Annotated in this window: 22 protein-coding genes, 1 tRNA gene and 1 riboswitch; of the genes, 15 read left to right on the top strand and 8 right to left on the bottom strand. The window is 35.6% G+C overall.

The genetic code is table 11. The features are described from left to right. Positions 1–9 precede the first annotated feature (9 nt). On the bottom strand, positions 10–306 hold the full coding sequence (locus tag ABWU38_RS01140; protein ID WP_253307377.1) for a type IV secretion system protein VirB3: 297 nt from the start codon (positions 304–306) through the stop codon (positions 10–12). Between the two features lie 116 nt (positions 307–422). Between ABWU38_RS01140 and ABWU38_RS01135 the strand changes: the two genes are divergently transcribed. Next, positions 423–1,958, top strand: coding sequence for a lysine--tRNA ligase (locus tag ABWU38_RS01135; RefSeq protein ID WP_265016662.1), 1,536 nt, complete (start codon positions 423–425; stop codon positions 1,956–1,958). A gap of 33 nt (positions 1,959–1,991) precedes the next feature. On the opposite strand, the gene ABWU38_RS01130 is transcribed toward ABWU38_RS01135, so the two are convergent. Then, entirely contained in the window at positions 1,992–2,588 is a 597-nt protein-coding gene (locus ABWU38_RS01130) for an RDD family protein (RefSeq protein WP_253309168.1), read from the bottom strand. Between the two features lie 24 nt (positions 2,589–2,612). Then, positions 2,613–2,695 (bottom strand) — tRNA-Leu (locus tag ABWU38_RS01125). Positions 2,696–2,802: 107 nt separating this feature from the next. Here ABWU38_RS01125 and ABWU38_RS01120 point away from each other — a divergent pair. Further along, on the top strand, positions 2,803–4,254 hold the full coding sequence (locus ABWU38_RS01120) for a replicative DNA helicase (protein ID WP_253309169.1): 1,452 nt from the start codon (positions 2,803–2,805) through the stop codon (positions 4,252–4,254). 124 nt (positions 4,255–4,378) lie between these two features. Then, positions 4,379–5,863 (top strand): hypothetical protein, encoded by a 1,485-nt coding sequence (locus ABWU38_RS01115; RefSeq protein WP_265016661.1) that lies wholly within the window; start codon positions 4,379–4,381, stop codon positions 5,861–5,863. Here ABWU38_RS01115 and metG read toward each other — a convergent pair. Then, positions 5,860–7,437 (bottom strand): methionine--tRNA ligase, encoded by a 1,578-nt coding sequence (gene metG, locus ABWU38_RS01110; RefSeq protein WP_353272327.1) that lies wholly within the window; start codon positions 7,435–7,437, stop codon positions 5,860–5,862. The genes ABWU38_RS01115 and metG overlap by 4 nt on opposite strands. A gap of 139 nt (positions 7,438–7,576) precedes the next feature. Here metG and ABWU38_RS01105 point away from each other — a divergent pair, with 139 nt between their 5' ends. Then, the gene (locus ABWU38_RS01105) at positions 7,577–8,047 is read left to right on the top strand and encodes a TrbC/VirB2 family protein (RefSeq protein WP_264687938.1); all 471 of its coding nucleotides are present in this window, start codon (positions 7,577–7,579) and stop codon (positions 8,045–8,047) included. A gap of 25 nt (positions 8,048–8,072) precedes the next feature. Here ABWU38_RS01105 and ubiG read toward each other — a convergent pair whose 3' ends face one another. Then, entirely contained in the window at positions 8,073–9,242 is a 1,170-nt protein-coding gene (gene ubiG, locus ABWU38_RS01100; RefSeq protein WP_253309173.1) for a bifunctional 2-polyprenyl-6-hydroxyphenol methylase/3-demethylubiquinol 3-O-methyltransferase UbiG, read from the bottom strand. A 175-nt stretch (positions 9,243–9,417) separates the two neighbouring features. Here ubiG and dnaG point away from each other — a divergent pair, with 175 nt between their 5' ends. Both dnaG and ABWU38_RS01090 read left to right on the top strand, forming a co-directional pair. Beyond that, positions 9,418–11,166 carry a DNA primase gene (dnaG, locus tag ABWU38_RS01095; protein WP_353272326.1) on the top strand — a complete coding sequence of 583 codons (1,749 nt, stop codon included), beginning with the start codon at positions 9,418–9,420 and terminating at the stop codon, positions 11,164–11,166. Positions 11,167–11,350: 184 nt separating this feature from the next. Next, positions 11,351–12,433: an efflux RND transporter periplasmic adaptor subunit gene (locus ABWU38_RS01090; protein WP_264687940.1), complete on the top strand. Its 1,083-nt coding sequence runs from the start codon at positions 11,351–11,353 to the stop codon at positions 12,431–12,433. Positions 12,434–12,506: 73 nt separating this feature from the next. Here the strand turns inward: ABWU38_RS01090 and grxD are convergent, their stop codons facing one another. The 3 genes from grxD to ABWU38_RS01075 form a co-directional block, all read right to left on the bottom strand. Next, a complete protein-coding gene (gene grxD, locus ABWU38_RS01085) occupies positions 12,507–12,830 on the bottom strand; it encodes a Grx4 family monothiol glutaredoxin (protein WP_164224629.1) in 324 nt (107 codons plus the stop codon). A gap of 15 nt (positions 12,831–12,845) precedes the next feature. Continuing rightward, positions 12,846–13,064 carry a BolA/IbaG family iron-sulfur metabolism protein gene (locus ABWU38_RS01080; protein WP_253309175.1) on the bottom strand — a complete coding sequence of 73 codons (219 nt, stop codon included), beginning with the start codon at positions 13,062–13,064 and terminating at the stop codon, positions 12,846–12,848. A 78-nt stretch (positions 13,065–13,142) separates the two neighbouring features. Further along, a complete protein-coding gene (locus ABWU38_RS01075) occupies positions 13,143–14,465 on the bottom strand; it encodes a malic enzyme-like NAD(P)-binding protein (RefSeq protein WP_253309176.1) in 1,323 nt (440 codons plus the stop codon). A 126-nt stretch (positions 14,466–14,591) separates the two neighbouring features. Between ABWU38_RS01075 and pgsA the strand changes: the two genes are divergently transcribed. From pgsA to ABWU38_RS01030, 9 genes are all read left to right on the top strand, one after another. After that, positions 14,592–15,134, top strand: a complete 543-nt coding sequence (pgsA, locus tag ABWU38_RS01070) for a CDP-diacylglycerol--glycerol-3-phosphate 3-phosphatidyltransferase (protein WP_253309177.1) — start codon at positions 14,592–14,594, stop codon at positions 15,132–15,134. A gap of 100 nt (positions 15,135–15,234) precedes the next feature. Then, complete coding sequence (locus ABWU38_RS01065; RefSeq protein WP_353272325.1) at positions 15,235–16,233, top strand: hypothetical protein; 999 nt, start codon at positions 15,235–15,237, stop codon at positions 16,231–16,233. Between the two features lie 60 nt (positions 16,234–16,293). Next, a complete protein-coding gene (locus tag ABWU38_RS01060) occupies positions 16,294–17,001 on the top strand; it encodes an outer membrane protein assembly factor BamD (protein WP_253309179.1) in 708 nt (235 codons plus the stop codon). A 59-nt stretch (positions 17,002–17,060) separates the two neighbouring features. Further along, positions 17,061–17,801: a YebC/PmpR family DNA-binding transcriptional regulator gene (locus ABWU38_RS01055; protein ID WP_253309949.1), complete on the top strand. Its 741-nt coding sequence runs from the start codon at positions 17,061–17,063 to the stop codon at positions 17,799–17,801. Then, positions 17,798–18,736, top strand: coding sequence for a M23 family metallopeptidase (locus ABWU38_RS01050; RefSeq protein WP_253309180.1), 939 nt, complete (start codon positions 17,798–17,800; stop codon positions 18,734–18,736). The genes ABWU38_RS01055 and ABWU38_RS01050 overlap by 4 nt, the downstream gene beginning before the upstream one ends. Before the next feature lie 7 nt (positions 18,737–18,743). Next, entirely contained in the window at positions 18,744–19,589 is an 846-nt protein-coding gene (locus tag ABWU38_RS01045; protein WP_264688468.1) for an SPFH domain-containing protein, read from the top strand. Positions 19,590–19,665: 76 nt separating this feature from the next. After that, positions 19,666–19,768: riboswitch (TPP riboswitch) on the top strand. Next, a complete protein-coding gene (locus ABWU38_RS01040; protein WP_253309181.1) occupies positions 19,757–19,999 on the top strand; it encodes a SemiSWEET family sugar transporter in 243 nt (80 codons plus the stop codon). Its footprint overlaps the riboswitch before it by 12 nt. 13 nt (positions 20,000–20,012) lie before the next feature. Further along, the gene (locus ABWU38_RS01035; protein WP_353272324.1) at positions 20,013–20,702 is read left to right on the top strand and encodes a thiamine diphosphokinase; all 690 of its coding nucleotides are present in this window, start codon (positions 20,013–20,015) and stop codon (positions 20,700–20,702) included. A 1,310-nt stretch (positions 20,703–22,012) separates the two neighbouring features. Then, positions 22,013–23,416 carry a malonyl-CoA decarboxylase gene (locus ABWU38_RS01030; RefSeq protein WP_264687944.1) on the top strand — a complete coding sequence of 468 codons (1,404 nt, stop codon included), beginning with the start codon at positions 22,013–22,015 and terminating at the stop codon, positions 23,414–23,416. The last annotated feature ends 31 nt before the right edge of the window (positions 23,417–23,447 follow it).

Here is a 23,447-nt window from a genome sequence, read left to right as displayed (position 1 = left end):
CACACAACATTAAGCAATATCATAAGAATTGGCTCCATGATAAAAACGATTTAAACATTTCGAGCACTTTCCTAATTTTACCATAAATAATTCAATAAACAAAGGTTCTTTTGCAGAAGCTATATAGCCAAGTCCATGTATACCTGGTAACATTAAAAGAATCACTCTCAAATCATTTGAATTAATGAAAATTAGCAGGCAAATCAGGACGTTTAATATTGCAAACATATAACTCACACCAAAGAGCATTGCAGGTCTTGTAAGACCTTTAAATAATTGATCTGTTTGTATACTACCTGTGGACATATCTTTAACCTTCTAATAATAGCTCTAACACTAATACTATATCATTATATTAAAAATCCATTGAAACTAGTAGCACTTTAAGTTAAGATACATTGATTAATAATTTAACCCAGATAATGACAAGTTGGCCATTTCAAGAAGCAGAAAAAATATTGCAAGAGTTTCCTAATAAAAAAGAAATAATATTTGAAACTGGTTATGGACCCTCTGGTTTACCCCACATAGGAACCTTTGGAGAGGTTTTCCGCACTACAGTTGTTGTAAATGCATTAAAAAAAATAGCTCCTGGTATAAAAACCAAAATCATTGCAGTTTCAGATGATATGGATGGTTTGCGAAAAATACCAGATAATGTGCCAAATCAAGAGATGCTAAGGGAGCACTTAAATAAACCATTGACTATGATACCCGATCCATTTGGCACTCATGAGAGTTATGGTCATCACATGAATTCGTTGTTGTGTAAATTTCTTGATTTGTTTGAATTTGAATACGAATTTAGGAGTGCAACAGAGTGTTATAAATCTGGCGTTTACGATGAAAAACTTTTACTCCTGCTGAAAAATTATGATAAAGTGATGGACGTAATGCTTCCATCATTTCGGGAAGAAAGGCAGCAGACTTACAGTCCATTCTTGCCGATATGCCCAAAAACTTCCCAAGTTTTACAAGTTCCAGTAATTGAAACAAATACAGATAAAGGAACAATCACGTATGAAGACCCAAACGGGGAAAAAATAGAAGTTCCAGTGACAAAAGGAAAATGTAAACTGCAATGGAAACCTGATTGGGGAATGAGGTGGGCCGCATTTGGAGTAAATTATGAAGCTCACGGAAAAGATTTAACTCCATCTGCTGTGCTTTCAAGTCAAATATGTGAAATACTTGGAGAAAAGCCACCACTTCTGTTTTGCTACGAGCTTTTCCTTGATAAAGAAGGAAAGAAAATATCAAAATCAAGAGGAAATGGCATTTCGATTGAAGAGTGGCTAACTTACGCACCAACGGAGAGTTTATCACTGTATATTTTTCAGAGTCCTAAAAAAGCTAAACGTTTATATTTTGATGTGATACCAAAATCAACCGATGAGTATCTAGAGTTTGTAAGGTGCTATAATGAGAGTAAAGAAAAAGATATAAATAATCCTGCATGGCATATTCATCAAGGTGAAGTTCCCAGTATAGAAACTTCAGGTATAAATTTTACGCTACTTTTAAACCTAGCGGCGGCTTGTAACGCTGAAAACAAAGAGATTCTCTGGGGTTTTATATCCACTTATGCACCAAGCGTCACACCAGAAAATAATAAAATGCTTGATAGACTTTCAGACTTTGCAGTAAAGTATTACCACGATTTTATCAAACCAACAAAATCATATAAAACTCCAAATGCAAAAGAGAAAGAAGCGTTACTAGATTTGAAGGACACTTTACATTCTCTATCTACAACTGTTACTGCTGAAGAAATTCAATCTCAGGTATTTTCTATTGGAAAAAAATATGATTATACCAACTTACGTGACTGGTTTCAGCTATTATATGAAACGTTACTTGGCCAAAAAACCGGTCCAAGAATGGGATCTTTCATAAAGCTTTATGGAATAGATAATACGATTTCTCTCATAGAAAGCGCTACTAAATGTATACTGTAGAGTTTACCTTCTTTCATTTGAGCTCTTTAGTTTTTAGTTCTGCCTTCTAAGGCTTTTACTCGTGACAACCACTGTGCCTGCGATCTTGTCGTGCCAAGTTTGACAGCGTTTGTTGAAATTTGACCATAAAAAGCCCAAGAATAATGGTGCAGCTGACAATATAAAGGAAAAAAATCTCTTTGTTGCTTGTCTTAGGGTCATCTTTTCGAAAGTTTGTGCATCCACAACTCTAAGCCCAAGTAATAGTTTTCCAGGTGTAGCAGCAAACCTTACCCACATATATGTTACATAGCAAAAGAGCATAATGCATTGGACTATTTGATTTAGGATTTGTAATTTTATAAGTCTACTCTGCGTTGTCTTTTCTTCTGCAGACAGTGGCGCTTGCATTTGGTATTTTGCAGCAATTTGACTTAATATTTTGCTATCCTCTGAGTTCATAAAGAGCTTATTTAAGGCTTGGCTGCAAAACTGCAAGAACAAAACGATAATAATCAAATCAAGCAATACTGATATATAGCGCCTAAGTCCTGTTACATAACATATCCCATTTTCATCTTTCTTTACCTTTTGAATAACATTTATAGAAGAAAAAATAGAAAATAAACGATTAAAAAATTTATGTAACATATATATACTTTCCAATATTTAACGTGCCCCTGGCCGGACTTGAACCAGCATGCTTTTGCAAGCAACAGATTTTGAGTCTGCCGTGTCTACCATTCCACCACAGGGGCATTAAGTTTTAATGCTATAGGCAACACGGAATTAGTCAAATTTTATATGTCTTTCAAACGAGGACTAAATATTCTACAATAATCAACAGTTACTCTCAAAACTTAAAATGAATGAATTAGCTAGTCTCCTCAGTTCAAGAAGTGTAGATAAGGAAATATGTAAATTACCGCATAATTTAGAAGCTGAACAGATGCTTATTGGTGCAATGATTCGTGATAATAGAATCTGTGATGCAGTTGAAGACACAATCACAGCAGAAAATTTCTATGATCCATTACATCAAAGTATTTTTACGCAGATATCCAAAACCAGGAAACACGGTATAGTTGCCAATGAACTAAGCCTCAAAATGTTTTTTGAGAACGACCAAGCGTTTACCGAGTGTGGTGGGGTAGAGTACTTAGCAAAGCTTGCAGCAAAGGCAAGTATTGCACTTGATATCTATAGTTTGACTAGAATAATCCGTGATACTTACTTAAGGAGATGTTTAATTAAGCTCGGGCAAGAAATAGTTGGTGATAGCTACAACTACGATATTGAAAATCCTGCACAGGCGCAAATTGAACAAGCAATGACAAAATTGTTCAACTTAGCAGTAAAAAAACAAGGTGAGAAAACATATATAAAACTTGCAAGTTCAATTAAAGACGTAGTTGAGAAGATCAGCACACTGAAAAATAATCCAGAAGCGCTGGGCGTTACAACCGGACTTCAAGATCTAAATCAGCTTCTTGGTGGCCTACAAAAATCTGATTTATTAATTTTAGCTGCAAGGCCTTCTATGGGTAAAACAGCACTGGCGCTAAACATCGCACTTAATGCTTGTAAGATGTTGCAAAAAAGAGCAGATAAACAACATTATGTAGCGTTTTTCTCACTTGAAATGTCAGCAGAACAATTAACCGCAAGGCTGATCACTATAGATTCAGGGATTAGTTATTATAAGGCATTAACCGGGAGAATTAGTGATTTTGAATTGCATGAATTTATCAATGCTAGTACAGAATTATCTGAACTGCCTTTCATCATAGATGACACCCCTGCGCTATCAATTAGTGCCCTTCGCACCAGAATACGCTTGCTGTATCAATTATATAATGTAGAAGTGGTATTCATTGATTATTTGCAGCTAATCAGAGGAACAACAAAAAGAAGTAATGAAAATAGAGTACAAGAAATCTCGGAAGTGACGCAGGGTTTGAAAGCAATTGCAAAAGAGCTGAATATTCCCGTTGTTGCACTATCTCAGCTCTCTCGTTCTGTTGAGCAGAGAGACGACAAAAAACCACAACTTTCTGATTTGCGTGATTCAGGAAGCATAGAGCAGGATGCAGATATAGTGATGTTCCTCTATAGAGAGGAATATTATGAATTGAGAAAGCAACCAAGTGAAGGAAGCAATAAACATCGAGAGTGGCAAGAAAAAATGGAAAAAATTAGAAATATTGCAGAGCTTGTTATTGCAAAGCAGAGAAATGGGCCAATTGGCAGTGTGAAGCTATATTTTGACTCTAACAGAGGTTCGTTTAAAGATTACACGGAGAGGCATAGTGTGTAGCTTGGCAGCAATCTTCTTGTTCCCAAGTTCATCAATTGTTTTTTTATGTAAAAAGTTAGCTTGACAACTTCCTTTAAATCCTTTTATATGGTATTATATTTTACAATACGTGAGGAATAATCATATGAGTAAAAACAATTTACCCTATTATATAGCTGGAACTCTGGCTGCTTTAACTTTATTAGCATCTGGAGTGTTTGCTGCAGCTCCTTATATTGGTTTCTTAGCTCCTGTTGCAGCATTAAGTGTTGGCCTGCCATTTATTATTGGTGGTGCTGTATTTTCTGCTGTAGCTATGGCACTTTCGTATAAAGCAATTAGTAAGAATAAAACTATTTCTGAGAAAGATGTTCAACTGACTGAGAAAGTAGAAGAAATATCTAAAAAAGATGCTCAACTAGCTAAAGAAGAAGATAAAGTACAGGCTCAAAAGCAAACAATTTCTGGGCAAAATGACCAACTGACTAAAAAAGAAGCGGAAGTAAAAGCTAAAGAGGAGGAAAATTCTAAGCAAAAAATTGAAATTAATAAAAAAAATGAGGAGATTGATAATCAAAAAAAAGAAATAGAAGAACTTAAACACAAGAAAACTTTTGTTCCGCAAGCAATGAAGAATATCAAAGAAGCATCTCAAGAAGTATTTGCATATGTAGCAGAAGCCTACAGTAGTGGGCGCGTTCATAGTACTATTAAGCAGCGCCGTAGTGATGTTGCGAATGACTTAAAAAATGTCGTAGGTAGTGCGAAAAATGCTTATGGCACATCAGTTGAGTATGTAAAAGGGAAATTTAATAGTGCTGGAAATAAATTAAAAAATGTTTATGGTACATCAGTTGAGTATACAAAAGGAGCACTTAACAGCGTTGGAAGCAGCTTGTACAGTAGATTTCATGGTACTAAGGTTTCTAGTTCGGAAGAGCAGTTTAAGCGTGAAGATGGATCTAAACCTAGTATGCAAGAACTAACTAGTTTGGATTACTTAGATCTTGCAGTTTCTTCCAGTGAGCAAAAGCAACGAGCTAATAGTTTGGATTATTTAAATATTGATAACGACGTTCCTAAGCAACCTGATCATTTAAGTATTGATGCTGCTAAAAGGTATTTAATGAGTCTTTCTGAGGATCAGGAGATATTTTATGATGCAGAATCTGGTGGTGAAAAAGATACTGAGACTTCTAGCCTGAAAGAGCAGTTAGATGAAAACAGTAAAGCAAAAGTTCCGTCAAGAATTTCTGATTTATGTGAGTCAGTAAAAGGAAAGTTTACCAGCTTTTGGAGTGGGGTACAAAGTATTTATAGTAAGAATGTTTATAATAGTTGTGCACTAGGTACTGATCTGTTGCATGCTCAACATAAAAACACCTTGGCTAATGTACCACAAGAAGAGGTTGTAAATAAAGAAGCTCAAAAGCCAGAAGAGCAAGCAGACCAAAAGCCAAATCTTCAAAGGGACAACAGCATAAACAATACGGAAGAAGGCGGTAAAAATAAAAGGAGTGGAGCCGCAAGAAGAAAAAGAAAACAAGCACGAGTAGAACAACCTATAGTGTATACAGTTACAACAAGTAATAAATATGATGTGTTGCTACCTGAATGCTTCCTTAGTTAAACATCAACCCTCAAAAAAACCGGCGTAGGTTTAGGCAGCGTAATGCCTGAACTTACGCACGTATCGCACAAAGATTTTAAACCTCGTTGCTCTTTCGGAATTTGCAATTGATCGAGTATCATTTCCGCTGACCTCGGGACAATTGGCTGCAATAAAGTGCCAATTATCCTGATGTATTCCAGTAGCTTATAAATTACTAAGTTCATGCGCTCTCTGTCAGTTTTGCTTAGTGTCCAGGGTGCACTTTTATCTATATAAGCATTGGCTTCAGAAGAGATGTTGATGATTAGAAGTATGATATAGTTAAACTCATACTTTGATAGGTGATTCATCACCTGATCGAGTATAGCTTTGCAACCTGGAAGACTTTCTTCACCTTTAAGTAGGCTTTGATCGATTGTTGGTACAATTCCAGAACATTGCTTGTGTAAAAATGAAATTGTTCTTTGTACTAAATTGCCTATATTGTTTGCAAGTTCTGAGTTTATGCGGCTGATCATGTTTTTCTTACTAAAGTTGCCATCCTGGCCAAAACTTGCTTCTCGAAGGAGAAAATAGCGTAGTTGATCAACACCAAACTCTTGAGCGAGGCCAATTGGATCTATGACATTACCAAGAGACTTGGATATTTTTTCTCCTTCGTTTAGCCACCAACCATGAACTGCAATTTGTTTTGGCAGTGGCAAATCTGCTGCAAGGAGAATCGCTGGCCAATACACAGCATGAAAGCGCAATATGTCTTTGCCGATTACATGAACGTTGAAAGAGTTGTCAGCTAGGTTTGCAGTGCTTGACACTGGAATCTGTATTTCTGGTTCTGCCCAAAACTTCTTATATTCTTCACCTTCAGTACTAGGGAAACCTATTGATGTAAGATAATTGGTTAATGCATCTATCCAGACATAGATTACGTGTTTGTCATTACCTGGTACTTTTATTCCCCAGTTAAAACTAGTGCGAGAGATTGAGAGGTCAATGAGCCCTGATCTTACAAACGATACCACTTCATTTTTTCTGCTCTCAGGAAAGATAAAATTTGGCTGATTTTCATATAGTTCTAGTAATTTATCCTGCCAATTCGACAAACGAAAAAAGTAGCTCTCTTCTTTTACCCATTCAACCTCAGCACCTGTTGGTGCTTTGCCATCTATCAGCTCTGATTCCTGATAAAATGCTTCATCACGAACTGAATACCAACCCGAATAGGAATCCAAATATATTTGTCCTCTCTCTTCAAGCCTATTCCATAAAGCTACCACTGCTTTTTCATGACGTTCCTCCGTAGTGCGAATAAAATCGTCATACTCAAAATTCATGAACTTAGCTAATTCTTTAAATGAAACACTCACTTCATCTGTAAATTCTTTTGGCTGCATTTCCTTTGCTTTAGCTGCTTTTTCTATTTTTTGTCCATGTTCATCTGTACCGGTGGTAAATTTGACATTTTTCCCAGCTAGTTTCATGAACCTTGCCACCACGTCACACAAGAGAGAAGTGTATGCATGACCGATATGCGGCTTATCGTTTACGTAATATATTGGCGTGGTGATGTAAAAACTCTCAAATCGATCCATGGTTTAGCATTTTGATAAAAATCAACTGAGTTAATTATAGTATTAAAAAGGCAGTAATAAATAAATATTGATTGGGTTAAGCATAATTTTTGAAAAAAGCTATTTACTGAAATTTTATTAAAATAAGAAACAATCAGGTATGATTATTGAAAGAACAATGGGAAATTTTCTTGTAATTCTATTTATAGTTTTCTATGCATTTGATGCACACGCTGATGGAGCAACAGATGTAATGTGTAATGTAATAGGTTACGTTCATGGAATAGGTGGACCAATGATTACAGTAGTAGTAATTGGTACAAGCTTGCTTGCAATATTTGGAAGAATGCCTTGGCCTTCACTTTTCTCACTTGGTATGTTTGTTGCTGTGTTTTTTGGTGCACCTAAAATTGCAACAGCGATAACAGAAAAAAACGTTTGTAATTTTCTTGAAGATCAAATGCCGGTTCGTTGTCCTTATAAAGGTCAAACGTTGGTTCAAGGAAAGTGTGTTGCTGCTCCTGGATATGAACGTGTAGGTACAAGTTATTCTTGTCGTCGCGGTTGGGCGCTAACTAATAAAGGCTACTGTATAAAAGCTGGCCAAGATCCTTCAAAGTATTGGAAGTGAAAATGGTGCTTTTATAGAGTTAAATCTAACTACTCATCAAACCACAAAGTATATAATTAATATCCACACCTTTAGTTAAATTCCACTCACGCTTTATTACGTTGTACTCCATGCCAGCCATGTTTTGCAGCGTTACATTATTTTCTCTTAAGTGATTTGCAATTTCTGACGGCTTGAGAAATTTATTCCAATTATGCGTACCCTTAGGCAGCCAATTTAATATGTACTCTGCGCCGACTATTGCAAGACAGAAGGATTTGATAGTTCTATTTATTGTGGATATAAAGATTAGCCCTTCTGGTTTCAGCAATTCTATTGCTCTTCTCATAAAGAATTCTAAATTATCTACATGCTCGACTACTTCCATCAGCAGAACCACGTCGTACTTCTTGTCATTGCTTAGCTCTTCAATGCTGGTGTGCATATATTCTACATTAAGCCCTACTTTTTTCGCATGTGACTGTGCCACTTTGATGTTTTCTTCACATACATCTATTCCCACAACGTTAATGCCAACGCGTGCCATTGACTCTGACAAAATGCCACCACCGCATCCAACATCAAGCAATGATAATTCTTTCAAATTGCATTTTTTTAACTCTTTTATTTTCTCAATAATGTAAGATACTCTAACAGGATTCATCATGTGCAATGGTTTGAATTTGCCGTTCTCATCCCACCACTGGCCTGCCATTTTAGCGAATTTTGATATTTCATCTTCGTTATAAGTTTTTGTTTTTTTTTTCTTAGAGGTTATATTACTGAGTTTATCAAGGCGTTTTTTATGTCTGCTTTCTTTTGAAAATTCTGTTTCGAGGAATTGTTTGACTATGTCTTTTGCTAATCCACTCGCAGTAAACCCTGCACCAAGACACAGTACATTTGCGTTGCCATGCTCGCGAGCTAATTTTGCGATCTCAACACTGTTACATAAAGCAGCGTAGATTCCTTCAAAACGATTTGCCACAGTACTCATGCCCAAACCTGTACCACAAATTAATATCCCATAATTTGCTTTTTTGCTTGTTATATCTTCTACAACTTTAACAGCATAGTCTGGGTAATCTACACACTTTTGCTTAGCAGTGCAGCCTTGATCTACCGCTGTGTAACCCAGGGTTTCCAGGTAGGATTTTATTTCTGATTTTAATTCATAACCAGCATGATCTGAGGCAATTGATATTATATCTGACATATAAAAAGTTGATCTTGCATAACTTAAGGATATTTATATGGGTAATTTATTTTGATCTTTCTGTCAAGCCGTTTTAATACTCCTGATCTTTCGGGAGTCCTAAAGCTTGAAATAAATTTCGAGTCAGATGTGTATAAATTCTATATAATTTTTATCCTACTACTAATTCAATAAGATGGATCACATAGATATTATAAAATCAAAATTATTATTATCTGACATAGTAGGTAAAAAAGTCAGGCTAACAAAAAGAGGAGATAGTTTTGTTGGGCTCTGTCCATTTCATAACGAAAAAACCCCATCTTTTTCGGTGAGCAATACTAAGGGGTTATATTACTGTTTTGGTTGTTCAGCTAGTGGTGATGCATTTGAATTTATTTCACAAACTGAAGGATTAAGCTTTAAAGAAGCATTGGAAAGATTAGCATCGGTTACAGGTGTTGAACTGCCCAAAAGTCTTAGTATTACAAAAGGGGACAATAAACTATTTTTAGCGCTTGATTTAGCTGCAAATTGGTTTGCACAAAAAAATCAGGGCATTGTAGATTATTTAAAGCAGCGCAAGATTTTACCTGAAATCATAGATAAATTTAAGATAGGTTATGCACCAAGCTCTGGTTTGAAAGAGTATTTAAACTCTTCAGGTATTGAAGACAAAATTTTAATTGATATTGGATTAGTAAACAAAAATTTTCATGATTATTTTTATGACCGGCTGATATTTCCTATATACAACATTGCAGGAAGAGTTATTGGTTTTGGCGGACGTGCGCTGAGTTCTGAGCAACAGCCAAAATATTTAAATAGCCCAGAGAGTCAGCTCTTCAAGAAGAGGGAGAATTTATACGGATTAAACTTTGCTTTAAGCGAAATACGTAAAAAACAGCACATATTTGTTGTTGAAGGATATATGGACACTATAGCGCTACATCAAGCGGGAATTAGTAATGCAGTTGCTCCACTTGGTACCGCAATTTCTGCAGAACAGATAAAAAACCTGTGGAGATTTGCTAAAGAAATCTCCATCTGTATGGATGGCGATAATGCCGGATATCGTGCTGCTACACGAGTTGCGGAACTTGCTCTGCCAATATTAGAGCCTGGATACACGTTAAAGTTTGTGACTTTGCCGAGTAATAAAGATCCATACGATATATGTAACGAACTGGCATACAAGAAAGAAGACGTGTTGACTGCTCTTGACCATTCAACAAAACTGCATTCTGAATATTTATGGCGTCACATAATCGATAGCAACTTTCAAAATTATGAAAAACTTGCTCCGGAAAAATATTCAATTCTTGAGCACAAGTTCATGGAATATGTAAATACTATTAGCAACAGCAGTATTAGAAGGTATTATAGAGATTATTTTTACAATAAGGCTAGTGAACTAAGAAGTAGCTTCAAAAAACAGATTTTTAATAGTAAAACTAGAGCAACAAAAGGTGAGTATCTTCATAACAAATCTCCAGAGCTAATTGAGGCAGAGCAAAATCAGGCCATAATTTTGCGTATAGCCGTAGAATTTCCTGAAATCTTGAACCTTCCTATATTTTTTGAGCAATTTTCTCATTTTGAATTTACTAATGAGATGAAAAGATTACAACAGCGTGTAATTGATGTAATAAGTAACAAAAGCAAACTTGGTAAAGAGGCTTTGTTACAAGAATTGAAACAGTTTGACGTTATAAAGTATGTATTTGAAAAAACTAGTGTACTAAAGAGCCAACTGAACGAGAGAAAATCTGCAGAAATTGTGTGGAATAATATAGTGTTACTAAAAGAATTAAATGCGTTACGAAAAGAAAGAACCGAAGCGAGGCTGAGCGGTAATCTTGACTTAGAGGAAAGGTTGATAGAACAAATAGAGCAAATAGAAAGTAATATACAAGAAATGCAAATGGAGTTTATTGAAAAGTAGGCTGCTACAGTTAATTATTTTTAGGTTGTTTGTCATTCTGCTGCTTTTTAACGGAATTTATACTGCCTCTTAGCAATAAAAAACTTACTTATTGTAGGAAAATCTTGTGTTTGTTCTCATATAAAACTATTTATGGAGTGACAATGGTGCATGTATTATACTTACATTTTTGATTCGAAAATTTATGCAGTTGTTTCTAACAAAATTAGTCAACAAATTCTATTGTTTAAAGATGAGAAATAAAGTAATCATCATTTCTAGTATTGCTTTTATTCTACTGTTTTTTATCAGCAGTGCATTTTTAAAAAAAGATCAGGCGGTTCATAGTGATAATGCAACTAGTAGCTTTTCAGTAAAAACTCAAGAATGTGCGCCGCAAAACCGCACTATATATTTAAATTTTTCTGGTACAGTAAATCCCTTACATAGAGCTAGCCTTGTCTCAAAAATAAGTGGTAAGATTATTGCTATTTATTTACCTGATGGTGAAAAGGTAAAAAGAGATGATGTAGTGTTAAAGATAGAAGATTATGACAGGATTGAGCAATCTCAGAAAGCCAAAGCTTTATTAAAGCAGCGTGAAATTGAGTATGATTCCTCTCACAAACTGAATAAAACAGGCTATGGAGCACAAATACAAGTAGAAGCAGCTTTTACTGCGTTACAAAGTGCAAAAGCTGACCTAAAAAGGCTAGAATTGGATTTAGAAAATACTGCAGTCAAATCTCCTATAGATGGTTATATTGATAAAATCAATGCAAACGAAGGGGATTTTGTTAATGCTGGGCAAAAAATAGCTGACGTGGTTGATTTCGATCAAATTCTTGTGGTGTTATACGTTTCGGAAAATGAAGTAAATAAAATAGAGCTAGGCAGCACAGCTCAAATTAGTTTACTGGACGGAAAAGAATTGGCAGGTGAAGTAAGTTTTATTAGTAAAATTGCTGAGCCTAAAACTGGGTCTTATAGGGTAGAGGTAAAGGTAATTAATAATAAAATGATATCCTTGCAGGGACTAACTGCCAACGTAAGACTACCTTCAGGCGAAAGATTTGCATATAAAGTTCCTTCTTCAGCCCTGAGCTTAAGTGACGAGGGTGCTCTTGGAATAAAGATTGTTGATGACAATAATTATGTAATATTTGTACCAATAGAAATTGTTGATCATGAGAGCGATGGGGTTTGGATAGTAGCAAATAACGAAGGTAAACCCATAAAGTTAATAGTATTGGGCCACCTATTTGTTAAGCCTGGTGATAAGGTTTAAGACATAAGATCCTTTTTCATAGCTTATACTACGTTATACCAATCCCAGCGTCTGGGCACTGGTTTCTTGGTACTTATTCCGCAATAATTTTTTTTTCCTTCAATAAATTTTGCAGTTCGCCTTTTTCGTACATCTCGCGAGTGATGTCGCAACCACCGATAAACTCTTCCTTTATATATAATTGTGGAATTGTTGGCCAATCAGAAAACTTTTTTATAGATTCACGTATTTCATCATTCTCCAACACGTTAATATACTTAAACTTCACGTTCAATTTTTTTAGGATTGACACGACGAGTCCAGAGAATCCGCATTGAGGAAAATCAGAAGTGCCTTTCATGTACAACACCACATCATTTTCCGCTATATCTTTTTTTATTTGTTCAAAACTGCTCATAAATTCACCTTATTTTTAAGTATTAGTTTCCAGTTGCAAGGCGTGTATAGACTGACCTTCCAGAGCTTTATATACCATTTTATGCTGTTCTATTTTTGTCTTTCCAAGAAAGCGCTTGGAGGTTATTTTTAAATGATAATGATCATCATCTCCAGCAAGGTCCTGAACCTTTATATCAGCGTCGGGGAACGATTGTTTGATGATCCTTTCTAATTCGTGAATTGCAATAGTCATTGATTTGCTTTAAATTACAATACTTTCATTATAAATCTAAAACGACTGGGTGCAATTGAATTATTGATTATATGGTTACTAATATTGTGAAGACAGTAGATTCAGCGTGTTAAGTGTACTAGCAAGGCGAGATTTCAATTGATTTTCATATTTACTCCAATCTTGTATTGCCTTTCTTGCAATACCTGAATCAACTGCGGCTTTTGCAACAGCAGGAGATACTATAGAAATTAATCTTGGGTCAAATGGAGTAGGTATTATATATTCACGTCCATAGCTCATTTTACGACCGCCATAGGCTGCAGATATCTCGTCAGACACTGGCTCACGGGCAAGCTTTGCTATTGCATCTGCAGCTGCAATTTTCATCTCATCATTTATTGTTGTTGCATGTACATCAAGCGCTCCTCTGAATATATAAGGAAATCCCATTACGTTGTTGACTTGATTGTTGTAATCTGACCTGCCAGTTGCGATTATTGCATCTGGCCTCACAGATTTTGCAAACTCAGGCCTTACTTCTGGATCGGGGTTGGCGAGAGCGAAAATAATCGGGTCTTTGCCCATACTCTTTAACATCTCTTCATTTAACACATCTTTTGCAGATAATCCGATGAATACATCAGCGCCTTTTATTGTATCAAGTAGAGAACGTTCGGAAGTATCAATTGCATATTTTTCCTTCCACTCATTCATGTCCTCGTTTCTACCTTTGTATATTACTCCTTGCTTATCACACAGCACTATATTTTTAGCGCCCATGGACTTTAGTATTTCTAAACATGCAATACCGGCTGCTCCAGCACCATTCATAATGATCTTAACGTCCTCTAATTTCTTTCCGACAATATCAAGAGCATTTTCTATACCAGCTGCAACAACCACTGCAGTTCCATGCTGGTCATCATGGAACACTGGAATATCCATCAGTTCATTCAGACGTTTCTCTATTATAAAACAATCGGGAGATCTTATATCCTCTAAATTTATCCCCCCCCAACTTGGCCCAAGGTACCTTACTGCATTGATGAAATCTTCTATATTTTCTGTACCAACTTCTATATCAACTGCATCAATATCAGCAAAACGCTTAAATAAAACAGCTTTGCCTTCCATGACAGGTTTTGCAGCAAGAGGACCGATATTACCAAGCCCAAGCACTGCAGTGCCATTTGAAATGACAGCTACAAAATTGCTTTTTGCCGTATAATCATAAACAACCTCAGGATTTTTAGCTATTTCAAGGCACGGAGCTGCAACGCCAGGAGAATAAGCAAGTGACAAATCATACTGGGTAGATAAAGGTTTTGTTGGCATGATTGAAATTTTACCAGGGTTACCACCTCTACTGTGATACTTAAGTGCCTCTTGTTTTGTGGTATTATCTAAATCATCGTTCATTCTTATATTTTAAGCTTGTAATTTTTAAGTATATGGAGTTTTTATAAATGTTCAATTGTAAACTATTAGCTTGTGAACTCTGTTGTACTTCTGTATAAGTTTACCTATTACGTAAGATGATATTACATGCTTAAGAAAAACGTGCCTAATTTGCTTACAATTTCTCGTGCACTTGCAATACCAGCAATAATATTAAGTTTTTATATAGAAAATAAATATGCAGGCCTGATAACAATATCAATCTTTGTGTTTGCGTGCATTACGGATTTTTTTGATGGTTACTTGGCGCGTGCGTGGAAAGTCCAATCAAAGTTTGGCAAGCTATTTGATCCAATTGCTGATAAATTAATAGTGGTTTCAACGATAATTATGCTAGTTTATAAGCAGAAGATAAATGATTTTACAATAGTACCATCGATTATCATCATCTGTAGGGAAATATTAGTTTCGGGTTTACGGGAGTTCCTTATAGCTATAAATGTTAGTCTACCTGTAAGCAAAGCTGGCAAAATTAAAACATTTTTGCAGATGGTTGCTGTAGTAGCGCTAATAATGAACGATTACGACACAACTCAATATATAGGTGCAATTTGTTTATGGGTTGCAGCTATTATAACTATGTGGTCAGGCTATAATTATATCCTAGCCGGCATCAAACAGGTTGACTGAATTTCTTGAGAAACAGTTAATATACAAAAGTAGTTAATACTTTCATAATATTGACTGAATAGTTAAAATCCTGTATAATATATTAGTTAATAGGGTTTATATGACTGATAACTTTAAGACTACGTTTTCTCCTGAAGATTTTTTTGGGGATTTTTGGCCGACAGTTGATAAGGAAGTCAAAAAAGAAAGGTCAGAACAAGAGTCATTAACACTAAAAGAAGAAGCAGAAAAAAAGAAGAAGCTTGAACAGGAGTTATTAATGCTAAAAGTAGGAGAAGCAGAAAAAAAGAAGAAGCTTGAACAAGAGCTATTAACACTAAAAAAAAGAGAGCTATATAGACAATGTGTATCATTGGTAACAATGGTTCCATTTGCATTATTTATGGCTATTGAACTGGAAAAAATATGTAGCGATCAGGTATTACTTGGCGTGATAAGTGGCGCGCTAAGCCACACTATATTACCTTCTATGGTCCTATCTCTTATTTGTACGCTATATTTAATTTACAATAATAGGAAAATAGCACAAAAAGAACGAGAGTTGGAGAATATTGAAAATGGAGAGGAAGTAAAGGAAAAAGAGCACAATATTTCTGATATAGGTCAGTGTTTGATCTATATTGAGGCTATAACAACTGCACTGATTATTGTAGGTATGATAATGGGTGAAACATCTTCACTTGAAGCAGCAGAGGATGCAATTTTATTTCTTGCCAATGCAATTGCTTTTCTTGTAACTCTTGTTTCTTATATTGATGAGCATGAAAAAAATAAGAAAAAGGAAACAGAAAAATCTAATCTTGATGAAAAATCTAGCAAGAAAACTAGCAATATGTCTGTAGCCGGATTGGCGCTTGCTGGTTCTTCTATATTTTTAATAAGAAGGATAATGTTAATGGCATTAGCATCGTCCTTAAATCCTGCTGTTGGGCCTACTTTAGGCTTGATAGGTATTGCACTTTTTATGGTTGTACAGATATTAACTACACATTCCTACAGCAAAACGCTGAAAGATCCAAAAGTGGAAGGACAAGGTAAATCGAGGAATGCAGGTAGTTCTGACCGTAGTTATAAAGAGGAAGGGCCGGCTATTGCCTAAGAAATTTATTTATTTAAGTAATATTTAGGTCTATACTTTATTTTGATCGAAAAAAATCTTATGTATAAGACTTTAATCACGTGCTTTATTTTCCTAATTTGCTCCTTTACACAATCGTATGCGGATGATCTTGAAAAAACTGAAGCTGAACTATATGAGGAAGCAGTTGAACTTTTTGACCAGAAAAAATATAAACAAGCTATTAGGGCATTTCAAAAGATAGAAGATTTGTACCCTTTCTCTTATTGGGCAAGGAAAGCAAAATTATTATCTGGGGTTTCTCACTATAATATGGGTAACTACAGTAGTGCTGCAAGTGATATGGATGATTATATATACGTTTATTCAAATGGTGAAGATTTGCCATATGTGTATTACTTAAGAGTACTATCTTATTACATGCAAATTAACAAAGTGCAGCTCGGGCAACAAGTTGCATATAAAACTTTAGAGCTAGCTACAGAGTACATTAATCTCTTTCCAGGCAGCGAATATGTAGACGAGATGAAGGAAAAAGCAAAGCTGATCACAGAGCATATATCAACAAAAGAGTACTCTATCGGTAAGTTTTACCTGAGGCGTGGTGAATATTTAGCAGCAATTAAGCGTTTCCAGAATATAGCAAGCTATAAGGATTCTAAATATTTTTCTAAGTCTATTAACTATTTAATAGCAGCCCATTCAGCTCTTGGCCTTGACTTAGAAGCTGAGCAGTATGAAAGTATGTTATTAGCAGAAAACCTGCAAGATGCCAAGCCAGAGGCTTGAAAATTTGCTTTAGCTTTTTCTATGCTTTGATATATAATTAGGTTTTTAACTATTTGAATATGGCTGGTCATTCACAATTTTCAAATATAAAACATCGGAAAGGCACTCAGGATGCAAAGCGCTCTCAAAAATTTACGAAGCTGATTAGAGAAATAACAGTTGCTGCAAAGCAAGGGCTACCCGATCCCGAACTCAACCCGCGCCTTCGCTCTGCTATATTTGCTGCACGCAAGGAAAATCTACCAAAAGATAAAATAGAAACAGCAATAAAAAATGCAACTGGTAACGTTGCTGGAGAAAATTATGAGGAAATCCAATATGAAGGTCATGGGCCTTCTGGCACTGCACTTATTGTCCATGCCTTGACTAATAACCGCAACCGTACTGCTTCTGAGGTACGTTATATATTTTCTCGCAAGGGTGGAAACTTGGGAGAAACAGGAAGTGTTAGTTACCTTTTCGATCATGTAGGCTTAATCGTCTATAAAGCAGAGGGTGTGAATTTTGATGATTTATTTAATTATGGGATCGAGTTAGAAGTATTGAATGTTGAGGAAAATGACAAAGAAGGATTACACGTTATAACTTGTGAAATAAAAGATTTTGGTAAAGTACGCGATGCCTTTTATGCAAAATTCGGAGAACCAGAACTCGCTCGTCTTTCGTGGCAACCAAAGGATCTAGTTGAAATTAGCGATAAAGAGTTGATCGATAAATTATCCACATTGGTTGAAGAATTAGAAGATAATGATGATGTACAGTATGTTGAAGGTAATTTTACTTTTGTTGATAAGCTATGAGGCTGGTAATATTTGTATTGCTTTGTATTTTACCAGCATATGCTACTGAAACATCAACAGATCTTGCACAGCCATTCCAGCATGGAATCAGAAAAAAAAAAGCTACTTTGACGACAGAAAGTGATGGAAAGTTGTTATTCATATCTAGTGACATAAAATCCTCTTTTTTTGACACGGAAGGGTTGGCGCCAAATACAGTGGTAAAATTGATCAACATATATAAAGATTTTGGTGTTGATTTTAAAAAAGACATTGTGCCGAAGAGTAAATTGGAGGTTCTTTTTGAGAGATCGCTCAGTAATCAGAAGACTGAAGAAAAGATTTTATATGCTTCACTGACAATAAACAAGAAAGCTATTAGTTTATATCATTATAAATCGCAAGACGGCAAAGAAAGGTATTTTAATAAAGAAGGAATAAGCTTAAAAAATGGCGAAATTTTTGCAAATCCTTTAAATGGAGATTATCGCATATCCTCAAAATTTGGCAATAGAAAGCATCCTGTTCGCGGTAAAATTGCTTTTCACAAAGGAGTGGATTATGCAGCTAAGCTTGGCACTCCCATATACGCTGCTGCAGAGGGTGTGGTAGAATATATAGGAAAGAATGGTGGCTATGGAAATTACATCAAAATAAAACACAAAAATGAATATTCAACCTGTTATGCGCATATAAGTAGATTTAGTGGCGATATAAAGTTAGGCTCTAAAGTAAAACAGGGGCAGGTCATTGCCTATGTTGGTAGCACTGGTGTTGCAACAGGACCCCATTTACATTACGAAGTTATATATAACGGCAAACACATCGATCCGCTTACGATAGCGCATGAAACTGAAGTAAAATTGCCTGATCATGAATTAAGAGAGTTTAAACTATTTGTAAATAAGATAAATAAAACGATCAACAGAGAGGGTTCAAGTGAAAAAGAAGTTTAAAGACAATATGGATAAGAATACGATAAACGATAGAAATTTAAGTCAACTCCGGTTTTTTCCTGTACTAATAGCGCTAGGATTAATTTTATCGCTGCTTTTTTTTGCATATGACAGCACAATTGCGCTTGGAGTTGCTGCTGTTTCAATTTTGACTTTTCTTCAAGGATTTTTTATTAATGACCCTAATGAAGCAAGAGTGATAGAGTTTTTTGGTCATTATATTGGAACTTATTTTAAGTCTGGAATATGTGTAACGCTTCCCTTTTCAAGCAAATATATAGTTTCCCTAAAATTTCAAAATATCAACACAGAAAAAATAAAAGTGAATGATGCAAATGGAAGTCCAATAGAGATTTCTGCAGTAATTGTTTGGAGAGTAAACAGCCCTGCAAAGGCGTATTATAATGTTAACAACTATCACGAATTTGTTTTTGTACAAAGTGACTCAGTAATAAGAGAATTAGCAAGCAATTATCCGTATGATAGCGAAAGCGATGAGGAATCTTTACGTAAAAATTCTGATAAAATTTCAGATGAATTGCGGTCAATGTTACAACAAAGATTAGATATTGCAGGAATTGAGATTACAGAAGCAAGAATATCGCATTTGGCGTATTCGTCCGAGATTGCACAAGCAATGTTAAGGCGTCAACAAGCACATGCTATCACTTCGGCAAGAAGGCATATAGTGCAAAATGCAATAGGAATTGTCGAGGAAGTAATAGCTCATTTTGAAAAAAACAAAAGCTTACAATTAGATGGCAAGCAAAAGGTTCAATTGATAAATAATTTGTTGGTTGCCCTAATCTCTGAGCAAGATGCACAACCGACGATTAGTTTGGATAATAATTAGCATAGAAGCCGATTGGGTTTCATGAATGCAAGTCACTATTAATTTCTTGATTAATAGACTAAATGATGTTATAAATTACACGCATTAGGGGTGCTCTAGAAAAGCTGAGAGTACATAAAGTACAACCCTTTGAACCTGATATTGTTAAAGCAAGCGTAGGAAAATGTATGTATATAAATATTGAAGAATGCTTCGGCTTCATTGCGTTAATTGCATCTCTAATTGGATTATCACCTCAAGTATATAAAGCATATATCACTAAAGTTACTCGTGATGTATCGATGCTAATGTTAGTAAACTATCTTATTTGTTCATTGTCTTGGATTGGCTATGGTCTTTACCAGAGCTCAATTTTTGTGGTGCTTAGCAATATTGCTGGATTAGTGATTAGCATAATATCAATTATTTAAAAATGTTACTACGATGCAAAACCTGCACCATGATCATGTGCTGCACTGCAGTACACAACAACAATATCGTTCTATTGTAGTGCTAAATGGAGAAATACCGAGCTCATCGTTTTTTAAACGAGATATACCTATTATTGCTGTAGATGGAGGAGCAAACAAGCTTCTATCAATTGGCGTAAAACCTGATCTTGTAGTAGGAGATTTGGGTAGCGTAAATCTGGATTTACGTGCTAATTTGAATACGATATATCTACCTGATCAAGATTATTGCGACTTTTCTAAAGCAATGGCTCACTTAAAAACAGTAAAGTTATTGCCATCAATAGTAACGGGTATTACTGGAGGAGCAATTGATCACATACTACAGAATATTAACATTTTTCTAAGTACGGGCAGTATCTTTTACACACCTTCACCTCCCATGGTAGGTTACATCCTACAAAAAAGTATTACCCATTTTTCTTTGCCGAAAGATACTAAAATATCTTTACTTGGTATACCGAGAGCTCAAATATCAACCAAAGGATTAAAATGGGAACTGCATCTTAGCAACCTTGCTTTTCCAGGAAAGAATTCTTGCTTTAATCGAAGTTTAGGCAGTAAGTTATCTATAGAAGTACACAGTGGTATATGTTTGGCGATGGTTTATTTAGAAGCAGTAGATGATGCTGCAAGACATCATGTGCGTCAAGTTAAGAAGTAAATAGACTTCTTGCATAACCCAAACTAAGTAGAAAAAAGGTATCATCCAAGTAGCTAACACTGGTTCCTTTATGACGTGTCATTCCAGTGTCAGCTACTTGAATGACAGCAGTCCTACGTCATACCGCCGCGGTATCTCTAGATCCCGCTAACAAGCAGCGGGATGACGAATTGCTTAACCGTCATACCGCCACGAACCGTCATACCGCGATTCATTCGCGGTATCTCTTAGCATAGATCCCGCTAACACGTAGCGGGATGACGAGGTTATCGTCATGCCACCGCGAACCGTCATGGCTTTGTTGCATCGCTAGCTATGATGGATTAAAGATAAAAAAGATGGAGAATATCAGTAGCTTATTATTCTGGTATTTATAACAAGAACGGTCAGTGAATACCTAAATTTGAGTAAAAGAAATTTCACTACCACTCACTAATCCGGCTAAAATTCAAGAATTTCAATGCTTTAGCTATTTTCAATAGAATTAAGTTTATTAATATAAATAATAAATTACTATTCTTAAATTTGATCAGATTGATTGCAAAAAAACAAGATTTTCAATAGGTTGCTTATAATCCTAGCTATAGTTAGCCTTTCATAAGTAGCGATGCAACAAAGCCAACCGTCATTCCGCCGCAGACCGTCATACCGCGATTCATTCGCGGTATCTCATCCGCTAACACGTAGCGGGATACTTGACCTTTACAGGGATGACGGTTGTCGTTCAGCTACAAATATTAAGAAATTTACCAAGCGGAAAAAAAGGCAAAAGAAGCCCCGTGGTGCGAGTTTTGACTCTATATTACTGTAAGTGGCGCTGTAATAATGTGCTAACGCTTAAAATAAGCGCGATTTGGCTGAATGTAGAAAAAATTTAAAAGACATGCAGCCGCTATAATTTTATGTAATCCGCCAAAAATACCCTAAGTTTTTTACTGAATTTTGTCATTGAGCCTGCAGGTCAAAAACAAGTTTTGAGTCATAAACACCCTTATTATCATAATAAGGGGGCTGGCGGAGTTTGTCAAGGAAGTTTTTTGTTTCTACTGAATGACAGTTGTGGCTTGGGAGGTAGTGCAAGAAGTCTATTGTATTACTGAATTATTAATAATTCAGTAATAGTGCCTGCTATGTAGCTAAAATTTTCCTTTAACTTAAGCTATATGTAGCTAAAATAACTTGGGTTTACCGACGATTTGACAAACGACAAATTCGTCATCACGCTGCTTGTTAGCGGGATCTAGAGATACCGCGGAGGTATGACGTAGGGAAACCTGACTTGCATTAGCCATGTATAATAAAGGGAATCTATGACAAAAGAATCATTGGTAAAAACTGATATAGTGAAAGTTGAAGACAAAAAAGCGGTAAGAAGCTTTTTTAAAATACTAGGTGGAGTGGCAGATGCTGTAAGATCGTGGATTGGTAACATCGGTCCTGATTTAAGCAACAGTCGCGATATCGATAGTTTAGTCTTGAAGATGAACGAGTGCTTAAACCCAAAGGGAGGAGAGGTTTCAGCACGTAAGAACGCTGTATCTCTTGGTAACCTGTACTTGAGCTTATCAGAGAAAGGTAAAATAAAATTTCTACAAACCCTGGCAGAAAAATTTAATCCGAATAAAGCGGAAATAGATGAGAAAATTAAAGAGTATAAGAAAAACCAAGATCCCGAGTTAAACTATAAATTTGAACAGGATTTAATAAAAATTCTTGAATCACCGCGTTCTAAAATATTGAAGCAATTTATTTCTCTACCAGAAGGCCTCAAGTTTATTGTTGATATGCGTTCTGATGTGCTTAAGCTAAAGAACCAATATAGAAGCTTGAATCCACTAGAGAATGAATTAAAAAATATACTCTATACTTGGGTTGATGTTGATCTACTCGATCTTCGTCAAATCACCTGGGATTCACCTGCATCATTGCTAGAAAAACTTATAAAATATGAAGCTGTGCATAAAATTTCCTCTTGGGATGACTTAAAAAACAGACTAGATTCTGATCGTCTCTGTTTTGCTTTCTTTCATTACAAAATACCAAACGAACCTCTAATTTTTGTAGAGGTTGCATTGGTGAATAAGATTGCAGATAGCATTCAACACCTTTTAGATGAATCAGTACCTTCAAGTGATCCAAGTAGTGCAAGCACTGCTATATTCTACTCAATATCAAATACTCAAGCAGGGTTATCTGGAATCAGCCTTGGTAATTTTTTGATCAAAAGGGTTGTAGAAAAGCTATCGCAAGAGTTTAAAAGTATAAAAACATACGCAACTCTTTCTCCAATACCTGGCTTTACGAAATGGCTAAAAAACAATCTAAACCAAGATGTCACTTTATTGGGCAAACTAAATATAAAACAATCTAGTGCAGAAATTTTAGAAAGTGCAGAGCAATTAAAAACTAACGTTGAATGTACAAATGAAACTAAACAATGCATGCTTAAACTGTGTACATATTATTTACTAAAAGTGAATAATAGTAATGGAAATGCTTATGATCCGGTGGCACATTTTCATTTAAGCAATGGCGCATCAATAAAACAATTAAACTGGATGGCGGATACTTCTGAAAAGGGTATTAGTCAGTCGGCTGGAATGATGGTGAATTATCTGTATGAGTTGCCTAAAATAGATAACAATCATGAAAACTATATGGTTAATAAAGTGATTTCCTGCTCGAAAAAAGTGTCGTCTATGTTGAAGGAGTAAATAGTCTCTTAATAAATAATTGCCCTCACAA

The organism is Wolbachia endosymbiont (group A) of Urophora cardui, assembly GCF_964028435.1.
Taxonomy (GTDB): Bacteria; Pseudomonadota; Alphaproteobacteria; order Rickettsiales; family Anaplasmataceae; genus Wolbachia.
The sequence above is the reverse complement of the archived record's forward strand: the minus strand, read 5'-3'. Positions and strand labels throughout refer to the sequence as shown.